11 protein-coding genes, 1 tRNA gene and 1 pseudogene are annotated in these 18,274 nt (G+C 46.8%); 3 read left to right on the top strand and 10 right to left on the bottom strand.

What is annotated here, in order from left to right; genetic code table 11:
* The first annotated feature begins 92 nt into the window (after positions 1–92).
* Entirely contained in the window at positions 93–2,420 is a 2,328-nt protein-coding gene (locus AC2CG4_RS04820) for a M48 family metallopeptidase (protein WP_484485195.1), read from the top strand.
* Positions 2,421–2,521: 101 nt separating this feature from the next.
* Here AC2CG4_RS04820 and aroA read toward each other — a convergent pair whose 3' ends face one another.
* From aroA to AC2CG4_RS04835, 3 genes are all read right to left on the bottom strand, one after another.
* Entirely contained in the window at positions 2,522–3,835 is a 1,314-nt protein-coding gene (aroA, locus tag AC2CG4_RS04825; RefSeq protein ID WP_484485196.1) for a 3-phosphoshikimate 1-carboxyvinyltransferase, read from the bottom strand.
* Positions 3,836–3,991: 156 nt separating this feature from the next.
* Positions 3,992–4,068 (bottom strand) — tRNA-Met (locus AC2CG4_RS04830).
* Between the two features lie 61 nt (positions 4,069–4,129).
* The gene (locus tag AC2CG4_RS04835) at positions 4,130–4,588 is read right to left on the bottom strand and encodes a universal stress protein (protein WP_484485197.1); all 459 of its coding nucleotides are present in this window, start codon (positions 4,586–4,588) and stop codon (positions 4,130–4,132) included.
* A gap of 564 nt (positions 4,589–5,152) precedes the next feature.
* Here AC2CG4_RS04835 and AC2CG4_RS04840 point away from each other — a divergent pair.
* Positions 5,153–7,789 carry a TonB-dependent receptor plug domain-containing protein gene (locus AC2CG4_RS04840; RefSeq protein WP_484485198.1) on the top strand — a complete coding sequence of 879 codons (2,637 nt, stop codon included), beginning with the start codon at positions 5,153–5,155 and terminating at the stop codon, positions 7,787–7,789.
* Positions 7,790–7,977: 188 nt separating this feature from the next.
* On the opposite strand, the gene AC2CG4_RS04845 is transcribed toward AC2CG4_RS04840, so the two are convergent.
* From AC2CG4_RS04845 to AC2CG4_RS04860, 4 genes are all read right to left on the bottom strand, one after another.
* Positions 7,978–8,571, bottom strand: a complete 594-nt coding sequence (locus AC2CG4_RS04845; RefSeq protein WP_484485199.1) for a PIN domain-containing protein — start codon at positions 8,569–8,571, stop codon at positions 7,978–7,980.
* 91 nt (positions 8,572–8,662) lie between these two features.
* Complete coding sequence (locus AC2CG4_RS04850; protein ID WP_484485200.1) at positions 8,663–9,031, bottom strand: hypothetical protein; 369 nt, start codon at positions 9,029–9,031, stop codon at positions 8,663–8,665.
* 298 nt (positions 9,032–9,329) lie between these two features.
* Positions 9,330–9,770 (bottom strand): hypothetical protein, encoded by a 441-nt coding sequence (locus tag AC2CG4_RS04855; RefSeq protein ID WP_484485201.1) that lies wholly within the window; start codon positions 9,768–9,770, stop codon positions 9,330–9,332.
* Positions 9,771–9,801: 31 nt separating this feature from the next.
* Positions 9,802–12,198 (bottom strand): tetratricopeptide repeat protein, encoded by a 2,397-nt coding sequence (locus AC2CG4_RS04860; RefSeq protein WP_484485202.1) that lies wholly within the window; start codon positions 12,196–12,198, stop codon positions 9,802–9,804.
* A 30-nt stretch (positions 12,199–12,228) separates the two neighbouring features.
* Here AC2CG4_RS04860 and AC2CG4_RS04865 point away from each other — a divergent pair, with 30 nt between their 5' ends.
* Positions 12,229–12,906 (top strand): Crp/Fnr family transcriptional regulator, encoded by a 678-nt coding sequence (locus AC2CG4_RS04865; protein WP_484485203.1) that lies wholly within the window; start codon positions 12,229–12,231, stop codon positions 12,904–12,906.
* Positions 12,907–12,922: 16 nt separating this feature from the next.
* Here the strand turns inward: AC2CG4_RS04865 and trxC are convergent, their stop codons facing one another.
* The 3 genes and pseudogenes from trxC to AC2CG4_RS04880 form a co-directional block, all read right to left on the bottom strand.
* Entirely contained in the window at positions 12,923–13,363 is a 441-nt protein-coding gene (gene trxC / locus AC2CG4_RS04870; protein WP_484485204.1) for a thioredoxin TrxC, read from the bottom strand.
* Positions 13,364–13,531: 168 nt separating this feature from the next.
* Positions 13,532–14,992, bottom strand: coding sequence for an efflux transporter outer membrane subunit (locus tag AC2CG4_RS04875; RefSeq protein ID WP_484485205.1), 1,461 nt, complete (start codon positions 14,990–14,992; stop codon positions 13,532–13,534).
* 119 nt (positions 14,993–15,111) lie between these two features.
* Positions 15,112–18,240: pseudogene (locus AC2CG4_RS04880) on the bottom strand (efflux RND transporter permease subunit); the annotation flags it as partial.
* Between the last annotated feature and the right edge of the window lie 34 nt (positions 18,241–18,274).

The following is an 18,274-nucleotide window of genomic DNA, read 5'->3' on the forward strand; positions in this document are numbered from 1 at the left end:
CGCATCCGCCACTACACTCATTGCGCTAAAAAACATAATTGTAACCCTATAGTTACCACAGCATCTCGCTACCCAACAAAGGAAGTTTGACTATGGATCATATTTACCCGGCCAATCCTGCCAATGTTCCCGCCAACCTCACCAGCCCCAGCAGCTCCCACAAACGTCAGGCAGCACTCGCCGCGTTGGGATTATTGGGTTTTATCCTGTTTTACCTGTCTATTACCGGTTGGTTTGGCTGGTCCGCATATCACCTGATTGAAACCCAATTGGCCAGCAATAAATCCAATATTTTTATCTGGGTGCTGGCGCTCAGTTCGGGCTTTTTAGCCATCTTTATGATTAAAGCGCTACTGTTTGTAAAAAAAGGCAGCATGGCCGAAGATTATGAAGTCACCGCTAGCAGCGAGCCGCAACTCATCGCTTTTTTAAATCGCTTGGCCGATGAAACCGGCGCGCCGCGACCGCACCGGGTATTTTTATCGCCGCGCGTTAATGCCTGTGTATTTTACGATTTGTCGCTACTCAATTTTATTTTTCCGTCCAAAAAGAATTTGGAAGTTGGTTTGCCGCTGGTCAATGCGCTCACCATCAGCGAGCTTAAAGCGGTGCTCGCCCATGAATTTGGCCATTTTGCCCAGCGCTCTATGGCACTCGGTAATTGGGTTTATGTTGCGCAACAAATTGCCGCGCATATTATTGCGCGCCGCGATGCACTGGATAAATTTTTGCGCTTTTTATCCAATATCGATATCCGCATCGCCTGGATTGGTTGGGCCTTGCGCTTAATTGTCTGGTCACTGCGCGCCACTATGGAAACATTTTTTAATCTGGTATTGCTCGCCCAGCGTGCACTGTCGCGCGAGATGGAATTTCAAGCAGATTTAGTGGCTGTTTCCGTTACCGGTAGCGATGCGCTAATCCATGCGCTGCATAAACTGCAAGCGGCAGATGAAGCATGGGACAGTGCGCAAGGTTTTCTGAATGATCAGGTGAATCAAGGCATCGCCAGCAAAGATGTGTTTGCGATTCAAACCCGCGTAATGCAACACACCGCCAAAATTCTTAACGACCCACTCTATGGCAAGGTAGCCCATGTTCCGCAGCAGCAACCAGAGCAGCATCGCGTATTTACTGCCGATATTGCCCAGCCACCGCGCATGTGGGCAACGCACCCTTACAATCATGAGCGTGAGCAAAACGCAAAAAAAATCTATGTGGCCGGTGTGTTGGATGATCGCAGCAGCTGGATTATTTTTGACAACGCCACGGCCCTTAAAGAAACCTTTACCCAGCGCCTGCTCGAACGGTTTAAATTAGAGTTTAGATCCGATGACGAAATTTTCGCCGAGCTGGATAAACGCTATAGCCACGAATATTTAAATGGTCGCTATCGCGGTGCTTATCTCGGCCGTTCGTTTGTGCGCTCATCGCAAAAACATCATCAACTGTACGATATAAAGATCGATTCAGTGCAGAGCGCGCTCAGCTCGCTTTATCCAGAAGCCCTTATTGCAAAATTGGATAGCCTGCGCATGCTGGAAAAAGAGCGCAATTTATTGATCGCATTGCGCGATGGTTTTTACACCCCACCAGATGGTGTGATTCGTTTTCGCGGCAAAGAAGTTAAAAAGCGCGAACTGCCCGCGCTCATTGAAACACTCACCGATGAGTGCTCCGCTGCGCACCAAGAAGTTCTTAAGCACGATATGGAATGCCGCACGGCGCACATGTTGGCCGCGCGCAAATTAGGTAAAGGCTGGGACAAATATTTGAACGGTTTACTCGCGCTACTACATTATGCCGATCACCAGCATGCCAATATTGTCGATAGCCGCGCACTGATGAACAACACCTATGCCGTGGTGACTGCCGACCGCAACGTGAGCAAACGCGAACTGGATCGTTTAGTCAAAGCCGGGCATGAAGTTTTCAGCGCACTCTACGCTGTATACCAAGGCGCTCAGCAAGTGAATTTACCGCCTGCGGTGTGTGAAAAATTGGAGATTGAAAATTGGAGTGCAGCGCTGGGCGAATTTACCTTTGTACCACCCACCCGCGACAACATGGGCGATTGGCTTAACGCGGTCGACAGCTGGATTAATTCAGCGCTGGGTTGGTTAGGTGCACTGCGCCAAATCAGCCTTGCCCATTTACTGCAAACTGAAACGCGCGTAGCAGTGTGGGTTAACAAAGGCGAGGCAACAGAAGACGCGCCAGCCGCTGCCGCGGTTCCATCCGAGTATCCAACACTGACACCCGGTGAAGAGCGCGAATTACAAAAACGGCTCGACCTGTGGGACAAGTTTCAAACCGCCGACGGTTTTGGCGCAGCCATGTTTCGATTGTTGATTGCGGGCAGTATTATCGGTGGCGCTTTATTTATGACCGCCGCACCACAACTCGGCTTTTTGTTTTAAAAACATTTAGTCGCTTGATAAAAAATGCCGCAACATGTGCGGCATTTTTTATTGCAACAAATAACGAATTAAAAAATCAGCGCAATTTATTTTTAGATAATTTATTTCACTACCGATGCAAACACATCAAAATAAGTGGGGAAGGTTTTCGCGGTACATTTCGGGTCATTAATTCGCACTGGCACGCCGCCAAAAGTCGCGAGCGAAAAACACATCGCCATGCGGTGATCGTCGTAGGTATCAATCGCGGCGTTGGGAATTAATTCTTTCACCGGTGTAATACGCAACCAATCTTCACCCTCTTCCACAATCGCGCCGAGTTTGCGCAACTCAGTCGCCATGGCCGAAATACGATCGGTTTCTTTCACCCGCCAGCTGGCGATATTGGTCAAGCGCGAGGGGCCATCGCAAAACAGCGCAACAACGGCGAGGGTCATGGCGGCATCGGGAATGTGATTAAAATCGCGATCAAAGGCTTTCAGCGGCAGCGATGGCGCCGAGGCTTCAATCCAATTTTCGCCTTTGGTAATGGTCACACCAATCGCTTCGAGTGCATCGGCAAATGCCACATCACCCTGAATACTGTTAGCACCCACACCTTGCACACGCAGCGGGCCACCACCGAGCGCACCGGCAGCAAGGAAGTACGAGGCAGACGACGCATCACCTTCTACATACACAGTAGCGGGGCTGGTGTAACCCGTCGCGGCCGGAACAGTAAAACGCTCCCAACCATCGCGCTGCACGTCTACACCGAACTGCGCCATCAACTTGAGGGTGATCTCAATATAAGGCTTGGAAATTAATTCGCTCACCAATTCGATTTGAGTTTCTTTGCCGGTCATGGGCAAAGCCATGAGCAAGGCAGTGAGGAACTGGCTGGAGACATCACCACGAATTTTAATAGTTCCCTCTCCTGCCAAGGGGAGGGTTAGGGTGGGGTCAACAGCTTTGGCGGGTTTGATCAACAAAGGCGGAAAACCCTCTTCGCCCAAGTAAGTAATATCCGCGCCGATTTGACGCAGCGCATCGACCAAATCGCCAATCGGGCGCTCATGCATACGCGCAACACCGTGCAGCTTATAAGTGCCGCCACTCAAGGCCAGCGCTGCGGTCAATGGGCGAAACGCGGTACCGGCATTACCCAGAAACAAATCTGCCTCTTTGTTAGGAAAGCTACCGCCAGTGCCAACCACGCGATAATCGTTTTCATCGGTCTTGGTCAGGCTCACACCCAGCGCTGCCAAAGCTTCCAGCATGCGGTCAGTATCGTCCGACTTCAGCAAATCGCGAATTTCCGTCTCACCTGACGCCAGCGCCGCCAGCAGCAGGGTACGGTTAGAGATACTTTTGGAACCGGGCAACTGCACAGTGCCCTGGGCGCGGGTAATGGGAGCGAGATCAAGAAATTCCATCGTGAACCTATCTATCGTAAGGCCCGGCAGGCAAGCTATCGTAAGGCTTGGCAAGCAAGCGATTCTTCAACGAGGGCAAGCTCTAGGCCTCCCCTACCCACACAAAAGGCATAAAAAAAGCCAACTTGGTCTCCCAAGCTGGCTTTTTCATATATATGGTAGCTAGAGGCGGACTTGAACCGCCGACCCCAGCATTATGAGTGCTGTGCTCTAACCAGCTGAGCTATCTAGCCATATTTGTGAGGCGCGCATTTTGGCGATAAGGCAACTGACTGTCAACCCCCAAATTATCACTCAGCGAATAACCAACACCGGAACCTTACTGTTGGCAAGCACTTTTTGCGTTTCGCTACCAATAAATAATTGGGTGATACCTTTTCTGCCGTGTGATGCCATAAAAATAACATCGCAATTAAAATCTTTGGCGGCAGCAATAATCTCTTCATAGGGATGAAAAGAAACCTTAGTTACCGATTGGTAATTGACCTGACTTTTTTTGGCCTCCTCCTCTGCCGCCTGCACAAACGCCTGTGCTTGCTTAAACGAGCTTTCATCGTACAAGCTTTGAAGATTTTCATCATAGGCAACAGAAGGCATTAATCCGCCGCCCAATGGAACTATATATTCATAGGGCACGGCTACTGATACAAAAACCAATTTTGCATCGGTAGCTCTCGCAAACTCCAATGCATAGGCAAGAGACTTCTGCGACAGCTCAGAACCATCTGTAGGTACCAAAATATTTTTAAACATAATGTGCCTCCTCGTACTAGGGTCATAAACTTGTGACATCTCTTACGCAAGAATTATCCATTGCAATACATGATGCCGAATTGATTAAAATCAACCAGAAGGCAACCAAACAAAATATTTTTATCTAAAATGACGATCTAAACAAAACAGTCGTCAGCACCTATTTAGATCCACAATCAAAACAGCAAGCCCCTATCTGGCACCTAAAAACTCGAAATTTAGACATTAATTAGTTTATATAAAGAAACGACATGTACAGCGCACTTTAAAGAGTTAAAGAGTATTGGAAAGCAACATGGCCATGCAACAATGGGGCTACACTTTAAGCAATGCATTTTTTTGATTCCATTCCCAATATGTTTGTTGATATTTATTTTTACAACGCACACAAATTTTATTAACAGAAAAATCTCTATTGCGCGACATCACCATATTCAATAAATAACACTAACACCACGCACATGGATAATTTATTGAATATTTCCTATTTATTAAAAGTGAATGCCACTCATAAGCACCCCCCAGATCTTTATAAAATTTTTTCAAAAACTACGGAGAGTTACTATGGCCAATACAATCGGATCACACACACAGGCATCAAATAAACCTAAAAATTTCACCCATAAGTTTACCTTGCCCAGCCTGCTCGGCTTAATGCTGCCTTTACCACTTTCGATAAGTACCGCTGTGGTGCAAGCGCAAGAGACGCCGCAAGCAAACGCTGTAGAAGAAATGATGGTGGTAGGTACACGTACAAAAGGCCGTACAGCGGAAGACCTTCCTGTACCAGTTGATGTTCTCGATACGGAGGCATTATCCAAAACCGGGCAGACAGAAGTGGGGCGCATGATTCAAAGCTTGGCGCCTTCGTTTAACTTCCCTTCATCCACCATTAGCGATGGCACTGACGCGCTGCGCCCTGCAACCCTGCGTGGACTCGGGCCAGATCAAACCTTAGTGCTAATCAATGGCAAGCGACGCCACCAAGCGTCGTTAATTCATATCAATACCTCCGTTGGACGCGGCACCGCGGGCGTGGATATGAATGCAATTCCAGCGGCATCCATTAAACGCATTGAGGTATTACGCGATGGCGCCGCCGCTCAATACGGTTCCGATGCAATTGCAGGTGTTATTAATATCGTCCTTAAAGATGCGAATGACGGCGGCAATATCAGCAGCTCCCATGGAGAATATAGCGAAGGTGATGGCGAAACAATTAACATCGATCTAAATAGCGGCTTTGGCCTAGGCGATTCGGGCTATGCCAATCTGACGTTGAATTATCGCGACCGAGCAAGAAGTAATCGTGCAGGATTGCAGGGCGATTGTGTCTATGGCGGCTGCAGTGACAGCGATGGCAATGGGATTGCAGAAGTTGGCGATCCGCGTGAAATTACGTTTGATCGCGGCCAATTTCGTATCGGTGACGCCGATTCAGAACAACTCGCACTGGTACTCAACGGCGCTATGGATATAGGTGCAGGCGAAGCCTACGGGTTTGTCACCTATTCAACTCGCGAGAGCCAATCGGGTGCATTTTTTCGCAACCCTAGCTCTGGCTATTCCGCTGCCTTGAGCGATGGCGACAATGTAATTCCCGACGGTTTTATCCCACTGATTAATTCACAAATCGATGATCTCTCTGCCAACCTGGGTTACCGCATTGAATTCAACAGCGGCTGGCAAATGGATGTGTCCTACACCAACGGTGTCAATGAAATCGACTACAACACCAGCAACTCGGTTAACTATTCCTATGTAAATTATTTGCGATATGGGCAGGGCTTAGCGGATGCAGAAATACGCGCTACTGTCCCGCGCTCGGCAGATGCCTATGGCCTGGAGTTAGGGCTGCAAACATTTAATCTCGATTTTAATAACACGTTTGGCGATTTATCGCTCGCAACAGGTTTTGAATATCGCATTGATAATTACAAAATTATCCCCGGGGAAGAATATGCCTATACCGATTACGATACGGATTTAAATAACGGCGGCGCAGCCCTCTACCCTAGAAATGCCGATGGCGGTATTCAAGGATTCCCCGGTATAGCACCGGGCTCCAGCGTCGATGAAAGTCGTACAGTGGTTTCTGCATTCGTCGATACAGACTATCAATTAACTGAGAGTTTGCTGGTGAGTGCAGCGCTTCGCTTTGATGACTACGAAGACTTCGGCAACACCACCAACTTTAAACTCGGCGCAAACTGGGAAGTAAATGATGTAATGCGCCTGCGCTCGGCGATAAGCACAGGTTTTCGCGCACCTTCAATGCAACAACTTTATTTTAATAACATAGGCACTCAGTTTGTTGCCAACCCCGCCAATCCGTCTGGCCCGCAAATAGCCGTGCAAGTAGGCACCTTCCGCAACGACAGCCAATTGGCAAAAGCCATTGGCATTCCACAGTTGAAAGAAGAAGAATCGGATAACTACAGCGCCGGTATTGTATTAACACCTGCCGACCGCTTAACCATCACCTTTGACTACTACGCAATTGATATCGACGATCGCATCGTTATCAGTAATCGTTTAAGCGCGGCCAATGATCCCAGCGGCACTTTAGGCAATGCTCTCGCCACTGTCGGTGCAGGCGCAGGCCAGTTCTTTTTGAACGGTGCCAATACCGAAACCCGCGGCTTTGATTTGGTAGTGAACTATAGCGGCATAGATTTTTTTGGTGGCGATTTGGATTTAACGCTGGCGGGCAACAAAACCAAAACAGAAGTGGTTGATGTGTTTACCTCACAAGCAGGCTCACTCGCGCAACTGAATGCAAACGTCGTATTCAGCTCGCAGGATATTTCGATAATTGAAGAGTGGCAGCCCGAGGATAGAATCAGCCTGAGCGGTTATTATTTACTGGAAAACTGGCGTGTTAACCTCTCCTTTAATCGCTACGGCGAATACACGGTGGAAGATGGCGGACGTCAGACCTACGGAGCTAAATTACTCACCGACCTCAATATTGAGTATGCATTTGACAGCGGTTTAAGCCTCAGCGTTGGTGGCAATAATATTTTTGATGAATATCCCGACAAAAATAAAATCGGGCAAAGCCGTGGTGGCAAATTAGAGGAATCAGTTGGCGGCAACATGGTAATTGATAGCCCCGGTGTATTTACCTACTCGCGCCGTTCAGCACCCTTTGGTTTTAACGGCGCTTATTGGTATGCGAAGGTTGCCTACACCTTTTAATCAAAGCATTCTATTAACTATCTACCCAACAGCAAAAAGGCCAAGCATTTATTGCCTGGCCTTTTTCGCTGTCAGAAATATTTAACCCAAAACCTGAATGCCAGACTTGCAAGAATCCGACTGAAAAGCGGTTAAAAAATAACTCTCTTGCTTTAGGGTAGAGTGCTTACCACTCTCTCACCCCATCGCTACTTCATCAAATACGCAACGCGCGTTTTATTGATAATCGCGATCACGCCTTTACTGCACAAGTCTTTCACCACCATATCCACCTCATCATCGCTCAAGGTTTTTTGAAACAGCGCATTGATAGTGCTGGAGAGAGTTTTTACTGTGTTGGGTTTGCCTTCCATTTGGGCGAGGCGGGCTTTTACTACGCTGGTGCGTTCGGGCAGGGTTTTTATGCTCGATTTTTGCAAGATGGAAATTTCACCAATGCTGCCGGAGCGGGAGGCGAGAATATTGCGGTCATTCAGGTGTTCGATGAGCGGATCAAAACCGGCATCTTTGGAGACTATGTGGAAGTACGCATCCGGCTCTATCGCCACTCGCTCACCTATGTAGTAGGCGATGTGGAAGTCGAGGGCGTTTTTACCATTGCCAGTCAAGACAATGTATTCAACACGGCTACCCAAAGGTTGCAGTGAGCGGGCGAGCTGGGTATTTACTTTTGATTGGTTGGCACCGAGAAACAATAAGATATAAAAATTGCCTTTTTCCAATCCGGCGATGGACTCGGGTTGGACGTTTTCGTAGTCGATAAAAATATAATTTTTACGCACAGTGGGTCTCCGTCGTCAGCCATAGTTTTATGTATAGCATTAATCCGGAAAACGGGCGAGCAGGAATAACCTGCTACTGCAAAGACAGCTGCTATTTAGTCGAAGCAGATTTACGCGAGAGGAAAAACACAATCAAACCAATTATCAGCAGCAAAACTCCCAGCGGTTGCAACGCGCTGGAGCTATCCTCCACCACTAACCAACCCTGAATAGCGGGTGATTTCGCAGCCAGCGCTTCATTTTTGTCATTGCATTGGGTATCTGCGGGGCATGTCATTAGCTGAACATTTACGACATCCTTGTCGGGATTTCCTCCTTGCGCCAATGTCACATCCTGGTGAGTGTCCGCGTGTTGGATAGCGCCAGAAGGTGCTTGTCCCGCATCCATGGGGATAGCGGCAGCTTGGGCGGCTATTGAAAAAGAAAGTAGCGCGAGGAAGATAAGTGAGTGGTTGAGCATTCGCGCAACTCCTTTTTGCTGATGATATAAACGCCGGACTTGGTCCATTTACACGGGTGACGAGCTTAAAAAGTAACGGGGCGCCACAACACTCAGTCTCTCCTTGGCTTGCGAACCCTTGGCTCCGCTCGCTGATCCTTGCTAACGCCCTGCTACAGTGGATAAGTTACGGAATTTAAGAGGAGGGGTCTGTGCGCTATTGCACGATTGATTTGTGATTTATTCACGATGGGGAGGATGCGGTGGGGCGGAAAGAAAAAACCAGCGGGGTTAGCGCTGGTTTTTATAAAAATTTTCGTTAGTGCTCTCTTTTAACAATCATTGGAGGATCTAGCTCTCTACCATTCACAGTTATTGCGTAATCAAACCTTAAAAATTTATTCTTCCTATATTCTTCAAAAAACTCCGTCTTTTCAAGAATATCCTTAGGGATCACAACTGTAACTACACCATTTACTGATTCATATTTTATTTTCCTGTTGGGAGATTTTTTATCCTTAAATGTAATCAAAAATCTATCGGGACCAGCAAAAATCACTTTTTGCCCAGGCAGTAAAACGACCTCCTTTACTGTCTCCAGCGGAAAACCAGTTTTATCCACTGCAATCCCCACAATAGCCGTAGTTGTTCCTGGCAAAGCATAACTCGAAAGCAACCTCTGATCCTTATTGCCAGCAGAAGCGCAGCCACTTATAACTCCAAAAATCACAATCGTAATCACAACTTTTAAACAGTTCATTAAAGCCTCCTAATAAATTTAAATTTCACTTCTATTCAACAAACAAATGCTTGAATCTCTCTTCCTTTAATACGGAAAAATCAGGGTCGCTGAATAGTAATTCACTAGGATATTCAGACTCAAGCAATTTTATTACATACTCAGACACTCTATCATCATCACCTTCGCCCACGGCGATTCTTAGATGAGTGTAATTAGAATCTAAACTATTTAGATCGAGAGAATCTGAAATTTTCATTTTTTCCTTTGCAGCATTTATATCACCTAGCACCAAATACGCGCGAGCCATATGTTGATATGGAGCTGCCACATTTGGATTTAAGGCTATTTCTTTACCCGCATAATAAATAGCATCTTGAAAGTATTTTTTTGCTGATTCTTTTTTTTCAGATATGAATTTATATGCCTCACCAAGATACGTCATCCACTGATAATTTCGAGGCTCCAAATCTAAGGCTTTTTTATAAAGCTCCGCAGCTTTATAAAAATTATATGACGAGTAATACATATTGCCAGTATTTGCAAAAATTGCACTATTTGGCTCAAGTATAGATGCCCTTTCAAAGTATTCTGCTGCAGATGAATAATCACCCTTATAATAATAATTTACACCAATATTATTCAATACAAATGAATTATCAGGAACCAACCGTAGTAACGAATAGTAATTTTTTATCGCTTCCTCATAACGAGAGTTTTTTGTCAGAAAATATCCGTACCCACCATATACGATCCAGTTTTTTGGGGATATTTTTATATTTTCATTATGGATATATTCTGCTTTTTCTTTATTGCCGAGCATGTCATATGCTGTTGCGATAGCAATCAAGGTTAATGGATTGTCCCTGTCTATGGCACGAGCCATCTCTAAATATTCTATCGATTTTTCATACTTACCTGTATCTCTATATATAATACCTATTGACCTATATGTATGAACTGATTTCTCGTCTAAAGAGATAGCACGCAAACAATTTTCTTCAGCATAGTTTAACCATACAGCAGAGCTTGTTATATCATATTTTTTCCAATATGAATTACACAATCCAGTGCTAGCAAGAGCAAATTTTTCATCATGAATTAACGCAGTATTAAAATATTTAATGGCCTCATCAACACTTTCATGAGACGCAGGGCGCTCAAGATAATCCATCCCCCTCAAATAATAATCATACGCCGTAACATCCCCCGTTAACCGCAACGGCGCTGGCCTAAAATTCTGCAAATCAAACTCATCCGCTAAATATCGCGCAATCTCCCCCACCAAGCGGTCTTGCAGAATAAAAATATCCTGATAAGTCCCATCCAGTTTTCCGCCCGCAATCTGCACATTATCTTTACGGCGAAATAAGCGGTAGGCGATACGCAGGTTATCGCCGAGTTTTTGCACGCTACCTTCAAGCCTAATCGGTGCATGAATTCCTTCTTTAGCATCAACAATATACACATCGCGCATATCCGCTAATTGCGAGCGCACAGCGGAAGTGATACCAGCGGAGAAATAGTCTGCGCCGGCTTTTTCATTCATTAAATTTTGGAAGTCGGCAATTTCTACATAATTAGCTGCGTAACCCGGCACTAACCAGCGCGGAATAAAATAAAAACCGGCGATGATAAGTGCGAACAAACAAGCGGTTAATGGGTAGCGATAGGCGTGGATTTTTTTATTGAGGCCGCGTAGAAAATAATAAAGGTGATCGCGCCAGCCGATGCCCGAGGGTTTGATTAAATAGACGCGAATTTTGTGTTCGATATTTTTTAAAGCCTGCACACCCAAACGTTTTGCGGGGGATGACAGAGAAAAGCGGACGTCGTCGTATACGGTTTGCGATAGGCAAATACCGTCGGCTACGGCGAGCGGTTCAAGACGTGCGGCGATATTAACGCTATCACCAAAGACCGCACCATCGCGCAGCATAACTTCGCCTTTGTGCAAACCGATGCGCGTTTGCAGCGGCGGCAGTTTTTTATCGCGCACTTCGTTAAAGGCTTGCAGATGTTGCTGGATGGCAATGGCGGCAGCGGTTGCACTCGCGGCGGAATTAAAGCGCGCAAAAATCGCATCGCCAATAAATTCAACCAGCTGACCGTTTTGCGCTTCAATATGGGAAAGCAAAATTTGGCGATAGTCGCCCAACATTTCAATCGCCATAGCCTCATTGCGCCCCATAAGGCGCGAGTAGCCGACTATGTCGGTGAACATAAGTGTCTGTTCACAATGTTGATTATGTTCGGCGACCATAAGCAGTCGGCTCTCCGTGCGATAGCGATAGATGGTGAAATCAGAAATGATGATCCTTGCCACAAACACCAGGCAGAAGTACCAAGGGGGAAATATTGTGCGTTTTGCCACAAATAAACAACCAATCAATGGTCGCAAGTTCGCAACGTGAGAAAATTCGCAGGTTTTTGCTGATTTCGATGCCAAAATTAGCCCTGTCACACCTCAGGGGTTATGATGACAGCCACGCCAATTACCCAACAAGAAGCCGATGCCATGTTAGAGAACGTTCGCCTCTTCGCCGATGTGCCCGCTGAATACCGTGCGCAATTGGAAAAGCTCAGCATTCCGCGCCGCTTTCCTAAAAATACTGTGTTGGTTACCGAGGGCGATGAATCCACTCATCTTTATATTATTCGCAAAGGAACGGCGAGCGCATTTTTGACCAATGAAGAGGGCCGCCAAGTGAATTTAAATTACATGCAAGAAGGCGAATATTTTGGTGAGCTTTCATTGCTGGATGGCCAACCGCGCTCGGCATCGGTAATGACCGTGACCGATTGTGAAATGATTTTGGTTCCACGCGCCGGTGTGCTTGAACTGTTAAGTAAATACCCGGAATTTGCGATGGTGTTGATTACCGAACTCACGCGCCGCGTGCGCGATTTAACGGATAGCGTAAAAGATATGGCCTTGCTGGATGTATACGGACGAGTGAGCAATGCGCTGGAAAAATTAGCGGATCATGAAAAACGTATCCACAACCCTAAAGTGACCCATCAGGATATTGCCAACATGGTCGGCTCATCACGCGAGATGGTGAGCCGGATTATGAAACAATTGTTGATTGGCGAATATATCGAACAATGCCCCGGCTATATTGAAATCAAGAAACAATTGCCGCGTTATTGGTAATTAGCTAAACGCACCTTTAGTTAAAAGCTCCTACCTGCACCAACCATGCCTTCAATTGCTGCAGCGACATAGCCCCCGAAACTCGCTCAACCTCTTTGCCACCTTTAAATAAAATCAGCGTAGGAATACTGCGAATTCCCCAGCTTTGCGCTATGGATGGAACAGCTTCAGTATTTAATTTGGCGCAGCGCAAATAGGGTTCAGATTGAGCGGCCAACTGCTCAAATACCGGCGCAAAACTTTGGCAGGGGCCACACCAGGGCGCCCAACAATCGACTAAAACGGGAATATCATTTTTCTCGATGGTGTTGGCGACATTGCCGGAATTCAACTCCACCGGCTTGCCCACAAACAGCGACTGCTTGCATTTACCACAACTGGGATTGTCGGTTAAGCGCTCGCTCGGCAGACGATTAGTAGCGAAACAGTGGGGGCAATTGATTTGAGTGGCACTCATAGTAATTCCAGTCAGATAGGTGAAAAATGTCAATTTAATATGGGCGCTCGGCGCGAGAATTCAAACTATGTGAGGCATGAGCTCCACATTACCAATAGAAAAAAGCCCACAGCTGCAAAGGGGGCAGTAGTGGGCAAAAGGGTAACCAAGGAGTTAAACCATTACAACCTATTGCGGTGTTGCTACTTGCCGTGCAACTACAGACTGCTCGGCAAACTCCCAACCGCCGCCGAGGGTCTTATATACGGCGATTAAGTTCAACAGCACCTGCATATCACTTTGCGCCAATTGGGCGCTCACAGTTAATTGCGAGCGCTCGGCATCTAACACGGTTAAAAAATCGCTACTGCCTACTTCAAATTTCTTGCGCGCAAAAAATGCCGCTTGGTTACTCGCACTTAATGCACGCTGCAAACCGGTGCGCCGCTCTTCTTCACGAGAAAAATTTTGCAAAGCATTATCGGTTTCTTCTAACGCCACTAATACCTGCTGCTCAAACTCGGCGATGCGCGCCTGAGTGCGTGCATCTGCCGCATGGATTTGTGCATCGATCCGACCGATATTAAATGCAGCCCATTGAATGCGCGGTGAGAATGAAAAGGTATCTGTATCGCTATTGCCAAGGCGCGTCCAATCACTGGACAAATAACCCAAGCCACCCACAAAAGTTACACTCGGATACAAATCTGCAACGCGAATATTGTATTCCGCCACTGCACCTGCAAGCGCTTGTTCAGCGCGGCGAATATCCGGACGGCGCTTTAATAAATCTGTCGGATTGCCCACCGCAAATGATGCGGGAATTTCCGGCAGGGATTTCACTTGCGTCAACGCAGTTTTTAATTCTGCAGTCGGTTTACCGGTTAATACACCAATACGATTCAACGCCACATTTACTTGCGCATGCAATGTGGGAATGCTGGCACGGGTTAATTCCAACTGCGATTCTGCGCGCGCCACATCGAATTGATCGCCCCGACCTACCTCTTCAAAACGCTGTGTAAGCTGCAAGGTTTCTTGCTGATTGAGTACATTGCGCAAAGCGACATCCAACAAATATTGATTGCCACGTAAACTGATGTAAGCGCTGGCCACCTCAGCCGCTATACTCACTTGCGCTGCTTGCAAATCTGCTGCGCGCGCCGCAAGTTGTGCCTTGGATAATTTCACGCCATTGCGCACGCGACCAAAAATATCCAACTCCCAACTTGCGTCAAACCCCGCTTGATAAGTTTCGCTGATGCGCGAACCTGCAGTGCCAACTAAATCACCACTTTGTTTGTGCCGTGTTCCGCTCGCACCGGCTTCAACGGTGGGATAGCGACTCAATTTGCTGTCGCGCAGCAGTGCACGCGATTCCGCAAGAGATGCTTGCGCTATGCGAATCGAATGATTTTGTTGCAGGGAATCTGCAATTAATTGGTTTAAATCTTCGTCATTAAGTTGCAACCACCAAGCTGCTACCGGCTGCTGTTCATTCATATTCCCCTGCAGTTCAAATGCCGCAGGTACTGCTGGCACATTGGCCAGCTCGCGCGAATGCTCTACCGATTTAAAGCTGCTGCACGCACTAATGACCAATGGCAACAACGCCAGACCGAACAGTTTTATAAATTGTTGCTGCCTCATACCTGCACCTCTTTATGACCACTTGCGTTAAGACCATCCACTTTACGATCAGCAATACCATGTTCTATTTCATCCACAGCCACTTTTTCTGCTCGCGCTCCGCTGTCAACGAAATAATTGCGTTTACCTTCTAGCTTACGTAACAACACATAAAACATTGGTGTGAAGAACAAGCCAAAGAAAGTGACACCTAACATGCCAGAGAAAACCGCGATACCCATGACACTACGCATTTCCGAACCCGCACCGGTGGAGAACACCATAGGCAATACCCCCATAATAAACGCGAAAGATGTCATCAATATCGGGCGCAAACGCATACGGCTGGCAGTGATCGCCGCTTGATAAGTTGCCATACCCCGCATTTCCAATTCGCGCGCAAACTCCACTATCAAAATCGCGTTTTTACTAGCGAGACCAGCGAGTACAAACAAGCTTATTTGGGTGAAAATATTGTTGTCGCCATTGGTAATCCACACACCAAAGAGCGCCGATAAAATCGACAGGGGTACTATCGTCACCACTACCAAAGGCAAGACCAAACTTTCGTACTGTGCAGCGAGCACTAGAAATACCAACAGCAAACACAGGGGCAAAATATAAGCAGCAGTATTACCGGCTAACACTTCCTGATAAGTTAAATCTGTCCACTCATACACTATGCCTGAAGGTAAAACCTCTGCCAGAATTTCAGCGATGGCATCCTGCGCTTGACCACTGGAATAGCCGGGCGCGGCATTGCCGTTTATATCCGCTGCCAAATAACCGTTGTAATGCGCGGCACTTTCAGGGCCGTAGCTTTCTTCCATGGTTAATACCGAACCGAGTGGTACCATGTCACCCATTGCATTGCGCACTTTTAAATTGAGCGCATCTGCAGGTGTGTTGCGATATTCCGCATCCGCTTGTGCAATCACTTGATAAGTACGACCGAATTGATTGAAATCATTGACGTACAGCGAACCCAAATAGATTTGCATAGTGTCAAAAATATCTTTCACATTCAGGCCCAGTTGTTTGGCTTTGGTGCGATCTACATCGGCATACAATTGCGGCACGTTAATTTTGTAGTTGGAAAACACACTGGCTAACTCCGGGCGTTGCATCGCCTTTTGCTGCACCAACCCCACCACTTCCGCCAATTTTTCATAACCCAAACCGGCACGGTCTTCAATTTGCAATTTGAAACCACCTGTAGTGCCCAAACCGCGTACCGGCGGTGGAGGGAAAATTGCAATAAATGCCTCTTCAATTCCGGAAAATTTCATTTGCAATTTACGGGCGATGGCACCAGCAGATAAATCATCGTCAGTACGCTGATCAAAATCTTTTAGCGGAAAAAATACAATGCCCGCGCTGGAGCTATTAGTGAAACCATTAATACTCAAACCTGGAAATTGCACTGCATTTTCCACACCGGATTCTGCCAAACCAATTTCACCCATTTCACGAATAACTTTTTCGGTACGCGCCAAGGTCGCACCATCGGGCAATTGCGCAAACGCAATCAAGTATTGCTTATCTTGCGCGGGCACAAAGCCTTTGGGAATAATATTGAAGCCCACTGCTGCAATACCAAGCAGGATCGCGTAAACACCTACGGCCGCCATTTTGCGCCCCAGAATTTTACCCACACGGGTTGAGTAGTTGCCGGAAGCACGAGTAAAGCTGCGATTAAACCACGCAAAAAATCGACCAAACAATTTATCCATAATGCGCGTTAAACGGTCTTTGGGCGCATCGTGGCTTTTCAACAACAAGGCGGCAAGCGCAGGGCTTAAGGTTAATGAGTTGATCGCGGAAATTACGGTTGAAATTGCAATAGTCAACGCAAACTGCTTATAGAATTGCCCAGTCAAACCACTCACAAATGCGATAGGTACAAACACCGCAATCAACGTGAGCGATATAGCAATAATCGGCCCGCTGACTTCTTGCATTGCTTTGTAAGTTGCCGCCAGCGGTGTTAGACCCTCTTCAATATTTCGCTCAACGTTTTCCACCACCACAATTGCATCATCAACTACTATCCCGATCGCCAAAACCAAGCCAAACAAAGACAAAGTGTTGATAGAAAAACCAAATGCCCACATAAGCGCGAAGGTGCCAATGATCGAAACTGGAACAGCTAATAAAGGAATGATCGATGCACGCCAGGTTTGCAAAAATAGAATCACCACCACCACAACCAAGGCCAAGGCTTCGAGCAGGGTTTTGATTACCGCTTTGATTGAACTTTTTACAAAAATAGTTGGATCGTATACCACTTGATAGTCTACACCCTCAGGAAAGCGCTCTTTTAATTGCGCCATAGTCGTGCGCACGCCATCTGAAATTTGGATCGCATTAGCGCCAGGGGATTGAAAAATAGGAATGGCTACTGCAGGCTGGCTATCGAGCATAGAATTGAGCGCAAATTCCGATGCACCCATCTCCACCCGCGCCACATCTTTTAGACGAGTAATCTCGCCATTACTACCGGCGCGAATAATAATTTCGCCAAACTCTTCCGGGTTATCTAACCGCCCCTTAGCATTAATAGGCAACTGCACATCAACCAAATCGGTTACCGGCGCACCGCCGATAATACCGGCAGCCACTTGAACATTTTGTTCGCGAATAGCGTTCACTACATCAGTGGCGGTGAGATTTTTCTCGGCAATTTTTTCCGGATTTAACCAAATGCGCATAGCATAATCGCCTGAACCAAATAGTCGCACCATGCCTACACCAGGCACCTTGGCGAGCTCATCTTTAATATTCATTAAGGCGTAGTTGCGCAAATACAGTTCGTCGTAACTTTTATCCGGCGAAATCAAATGCACCACCATTGTTAAATCAGGCGAGCTTTTTACTACCGTCACACCGCGCTGACGAGTCACTTCAGGCAAACGTGGCAGGGCTTGTGAAATACGGTTTTGCACCATTTGCTGCGCAAGGTCAGCATCGGTGCCAATTTTAAACGTAACGGTTAAAGTCATGCGACCATCGGTTGTAGCTTGAGAAAACATGTACAACATATTTTCCGTTCCAGCCAACTGCTCCTCCAAGGGGGTGGCAACAGTTTCTGCTATCACCTTGGGGTTTGCACCGGGATAGGAAGCATTAACAACCACCGAAGGTGGCGACACCTCAGGATATTCAGAGATGGGCAATTGAAACATGGCAATAGCGCCAGCGATAAAAATCAGCAGCGAAATCACACCGGCAAAAATTGGGCGATCCACAAAAAATTTGGAAATGTTCATGATGTACCTGCCAAGGTTTTGTTGAGGCGAGGTT

Source organism: Cellvibrio sp. ATLC23, assembly GCF_057196725.1.

Excerpts from the sequence above, each read along its gene's own strand:
- AC2CG4_RS04820 (WP_484485195.1), top strand. The coding sequence starts at position 93 with ATGGATCATATTTACCCGGCCAATCCTGCCAATGTTCCCGCCAACCTC.
- aroA (WP_484485196.1), bottom strand. The coding sequence starts at position 3,835 with ATGGAATTTCTTGATCTCGCTCCCATTACCCGCGCCCAGGGCACTGTG.
- AC2CG4_RS04835 (WP_484485197.1), bottom strand. The coding sequence starts at position 4,588 with ATGTTTAAAAATATTTTGGTACCTACAGATGGTTCTGAGCTGTCGCAG.
- AC2CG4_RS04840 (WP_484485198.1), top strand. The coding sequence starts at position 5,153 with ATGGCCAATACAATCGGATCACACACACAGGCATCAAATAAACCTAAA.
- AC2CG4_RS04850 (WP_484485200.1), bottom strand. The coding sequence starts at position 9,031 with ATGCTCAACCACTCACTTATCTTCCTCGCGCTACTTTCTTTTTCAATA.
- AC2CG4_RS04855 (WP_484485201.1), bottom strand. The coding sequence starts at position 9,770 with ATGAACTGTTTAAAAGTTGTGATTACGATTGTGATTTTTGGAGTTATA.
- AC2CG4_RS04865 (WP_484485203.1), top strand. The coding sequence starts at position 12,229 with ATGACAGCCACGCCAATTACCCAACAAGAAGCCGATGCCATGTTAGAG.
- trxC (WP_484485204.1), bottom strand. The coding sequence starts at position 13,363 with ATGAGTGCCACTCAAATCAATTGCCCCCACTGTTTCGCTACTAATCGT.
- AC2CG4_RS04875 (WP_484485205.1), bottom strand. The coding sequence starts at position 14,992 with ATGAGGCAGCAACAATTTATAAAACTGTTCGGTCTGGCGTTGTTGCCA.